We start from the raw sequence: 4078 nt of genomic DNA on the forward strand, positions 1-4078 counted from the left end.
CGCTCTGCCCTGGCAGGAGCGCCCGGGACCGGCCAACGAGCACACCGACCCTCTGCGGCCGGTCCCCGTCCTGGTGCTGCGCCGCGGTGCCGCCGACCTCGACCCCGGCCTCGGCGCCGCCGCCGGGCTCGACCTGTTGTGGCGGCTCGCCGAACAGGGCTGGTCGGTGCGCTACGAGCCCCGTTCCAGGGTGTGGGCACCGCCGACCACCGACCTGGGCGCGTACCTGCGCGCCTGCTTCACCTCCGGGGCGGTCGCCGGTCCCCTGGCCCGCCGCCGCGGCGCGCACGCCGCCGGGCCCGCGCTGTCCTGGCCGGGCGCGGTCGGACTCGCGCTGTTGTTCGCGGGACGGCCCGGCGCCGCCCTGGCGGCCGGTGCGCTGGGCGGCGCGGCGGTGACGGGCTCCCTCGTGGTGGGAGCGGGCACCCCGCTGCCCGAGGCGGCGCGACTGGCCGGGCTGGACCTCGCGCACACCGTGCGCACGGGCACGCGCGCGGTCCGCACGGCCTGGTGGCCGCTGGCCGCGGCGGCGGTGGGCGCGGCGGTGCTCGGACGGCGCGGCCGCGGGGCACCGGGCGTGCCCGCTCCGGCCGCCTCGGACCCGCTCGCGGGTCGAGGCCGGTCAGCGCGGCGAGGCGGTGCCGGCGGACGCGCGGGCCGCGTCGCCGCCCTGGCCGCGGGAGCGGCCCTGGTCGTGCCGCACGTGGCGGCCTGGCACCGGGGCAGGGGCGCCGCACTGGCCGGTCCGGTGACCTGGACGGCCCTGGGGATGGCGGGCGACGCGGCGCGCTCCCTGGGCACCTGGTGGGGGATCGCGCGGTCGGGTTCGCCCGCGCCCCTGGTGCCCCGGCTCGTGCCCCCGGCCGCGACCGGCACGGCACCGCGGGAGCGCTCCGGCGGGACGCGTGGTGCACGGGGACCCAAGGACGGGTCAACGGCGGCCGTGAGCCGGGCTTAACACCTCCGGGGCGGGGAGGGGCGACCCTTCCGGGCGGACCACGGGTGTTCTCCGAGCACTTCCGCGCCTTTCGTGAAACCGTCCTGTGGTGGTACCTGGGCCCGGGGGAGGGGGGTTTCGACCATGCTGCGCTAGATTACCGTTGAGCGACGCTTCTGGGGTCGTATGTCCGAATGTCAGGCCGCCGGAGGCGTGCCCACGGGGCTTGCGGGGTGTGTTTCCCCAGCTCGCGCCAGTTGTCGATTACTGTACAGAGTTATTTCATTGCAGAACGTGTGAAACTTGACAAATCGACTGCAATCGGGTGCTCAATTGGGCACTGTTGTCTTTTCTTGATGCAGTGTTTACCGTCGAGTGTCTAGCTCATCGCAGACTCTTGACATTCCGGTCACGGAACGTGAACCGGGCGCAAGTGTGTTTCGGCAGTCACCGGGAGCAACTCCCGCCGGTGGCCGTGGGATCGCGAAGGCTTAACGACGCCATCCACCGATGGCATCGTCCTCCTGGTGCTTCGGACCCCCGGCCACGGGCGCCCCCAGTAACGACCGCGCACAACAGGACGAGTGCCGGGCTCGGCTGTGAGGTTCGGAGATGGTTTTGGGCAAGTTCCTGGCCAGGCGGCTGCTGAACTACGTCGTGCTGATCTTTCTCGCGACGAGTTTCGCCTACCTGCTCGCCGCGACGAACCTCTATCCGCGCGGCTACTTCGAGCAGATGCAGCCGCCGCCGACGCCGGAGGCGGTCAACGCCCAACTGGACGCGCTCAACCTCAACGACCAGGCGCCGCTCGCCGAGCGGTACGTCACCTGGCTCGGCGGTGTGGTCCAGGGCGACTTCGGCAAGACCATCCAGGGCGGCGACGTCACCGACCAGATGTGGATGAAGGCGGGCGTGACCCTGCGCCTGATCACCGTCGCCACCGTCCTCGGCAGCGTGATCGGCATCGCGGTGGGCGCCTACGCCGCCGTGCGCCAGTACCGGCGCTTCGACAAGGCGGCCACGGCGGCCTCCTTCTTCGTGCTGTCGGTGCCCACGGTCGTCATCGCGATCGTGGTCCAGGTGCTCGCCGTCACGATCAACGACGGACTGGGTTTCCAGCTGCTGCGCTACTCCGGTGAGTACGCGGCGGGCTTCGACGGAACGTGGTGGGAGCTGCTGCTCGACCGCGTCCACCACGCGATCCTGCCCACGATCGTGCTGGCCGTCGCGCTCTTCGCCTCGTTCGCGCGCTACCAGCGCAACATGATGCTGGACGTGCTCAACGCCGACTTCGTGCGCACCGCCATGGCCAAAGGGCTCACACGCCGGAAGGCGCTGTTCAAACACGCACTGCGCACCGCGCTGATCCCCACCATCACCTACTTCACCTTCACCTTCGGCGCCCTCGTGTCAGGGGCCACCTTCACCGAGAAGATCTACGGCTGGCACGGCATGGGCGCGTGGCTGATCGACTCCATCTTCCGCCACGACGTCCACGTGGTCGCGGCCGTCTCCTGGTTCATGGCGATCACGATCATGGCCGCCTCCTTCCTCTCGGACATCCTCTACGCCTGGCTGGACCCGAGGGTGCGGGTGTGACCGTGTCCCTCGCCACCGCCCGCAACGTTCCACCGCGCACGACCGCGCCAGTTCGGCTGGAGACCACGCCATGAGCACGATCGAGAAGAGCACGGGGCACGGCAAGGCGCCGACCATGCCCCCGGCGCCCAACCGGTTCAAGGACGTTGTACGCCAGCTCATGGGTACCCGGCGGGTCATCGTCGGTTTCGTCATGCTCGTGCTGCTGGCGGTCTTCGCCTTCGTCGGCCCTCACATCAGCGGCTGGGAGGTGGGTCAGCGTGACTTCGGGGCCACACTCGAGGCGCCTTCCGCCGAACACTGGATGGGGACCAACCGCACCGGCCAGGACATCTTCACCCAGGCCACCGCCGGCCTGCAGAAGTCGCTTCTCATCGGACTGCTGGTCGCCGTGGCCTCCACGTGTATGGCCGCCCTCGTCGGCGCATTCGCCGGTTACTTCGGCGGTGTGACGGACCGCGCCCTGATGTGGGTCGCCGACCTGGCCCTGGTTCTGCCCAACTTCGTCATCCTGGCGATCCTGTCCAGGCACTTCGTCGGCCAAGGCGGCTGGTTCGTCCTGGTCATCCTCCTGGCGGCGTTCAGCTGGATGGTCACCTCCAAAATGGTCCGTGGTCTGAGCATCTCCCTGCGCGAACGCGAGTACATCCACGCGGCGCGGTTCATGGGAGTGCCCCCGTACAAGATCATCCTGCGCCACATCCTGCCCAACATGTCGTCCCTGCTCATCGCGGACGCCACGATCACGGTCAGCACCGCCATCATCGGCGAGACCGCCCTGAGCTACTTCGGCCTGGGCGTGCAGTCGCCCGACATCAGCCTCGGCATGGTCATCGCCGAAGGGTCGTCCTTCTCCACCACCGCTCCGTGGATGTTCGCGTTCCCCACGGTCCTGTTGGTGCTGATGGTGCTCGCCGTCAACATGATCGGGGACGGGCTGCGCGACGCCCTCGACCCGCAGTCCAAGTCGCGCCGGTCCTAGGGGGAGGCACACATATGAGCACCGACACCGTCGCGACCACCGAAGCCGCCAGCGCGGCACCCCTCGGCGACACCCCGGTCCTGGAGGTCACCGACCTCACCGTCACCTTCGGCGGACTCAACGGCAACCCCGACGTGCGCGCCGTGCGCGGAGTCAGCTACTCCGTCCGCCGCGGCGAGGTCCTGGGCATCGTGGGCGAGTCCGGCTCCGGCAAGTCCGTCTCCTCGATGGCCGCCATGGGGCTGCTGCCCGACCACGCCCGGATCACCGGCTCCGTGCGCCTGCACGGCGAGGAGATCCTGGGCCTGGACGACCGCGCCATGGCCCGCAAGCGCGGCAAGGTCATCTCCATGGTCTTCCAGGACCCGCTGTCCGGGCTCACCCCCGTGTACACGGTCGGCGACCAGCTCGCCGAGGCCGTCCTGGTCCACGACCCCTCCACCCCCAAGGCCAGGGCCCGCGCCCGCGCGGTGGAGCTGCTCGAACTCGTCGGCATCCCCAACGCCGAGCAGCGCTACCGCTCCTTCCCGCACGAGTTCTCCGGCGGCATGCGCCAGCGC

3 protein-coding genes and 1 pseudogene are annotated in these 4078 nt (G+C 70.3%); all 4 read left to right on the forward strand.

All coding sequences use genetic code 11. From position 1 onward, the window contains the following. A pseudogene (locus tag DQW06_RS20170) lies at nt 1-958 on the forward strand (family 2 glycosyl transferase); the annotation flags it as partial. Nucleotides 959-1555: 597 nt separating this feature from the next. After that, nucleotides 1556-2536: an ABC transporter permease gene (locus tag DQW06_RS20175; RefSeq protein WP_117199109.1), complete on the forward strand. Its 981-nt coding sequence runs from the start codon at nt 1556-1558 to the stop codon at nt 2534-2536. A gap of 70 nt (nt 2537-2606) precedes the next feature. Further along, a complete protein-coding gene (locus DQW06_RS20180) occupies nt 2607-3518 on the forward strand; it encodes an ABC transporter permease (protein WP_013151588.1) in 912 nt (303 codons plus the stop codon). Between the two features lie 14 nt (nt 3519-3532). Further along, on the forward strand, nt 3533-4078 hold a 546-nt coding region (locus tag DQW06_RS20185), incomplete at its 3' end, for an ATP-binding cassette domain-containing protein (protein ID WP_157983514.1).

The sequence above is a fragment of the Nocardiopsis sp. TNDT3 genome (assembly GCF_003427465.1).
GTDB lineage: Bacteria > Actinomycetota > Actinomycetes > Streptosporangiales > Streptosporangiaceae > Nocardiopsis > Nocardiopsis dassonvillei.

What these genes read in the sequence shown, in the direction of transcription:
- DQW06_RS20180 (WP_013151588.1), top strand. Translation starts at nt 2,607, where the DNA reads ATGAGCACGATCGAGAAGAGCACGGGGCACGGCAAGGCGCCGACCATG.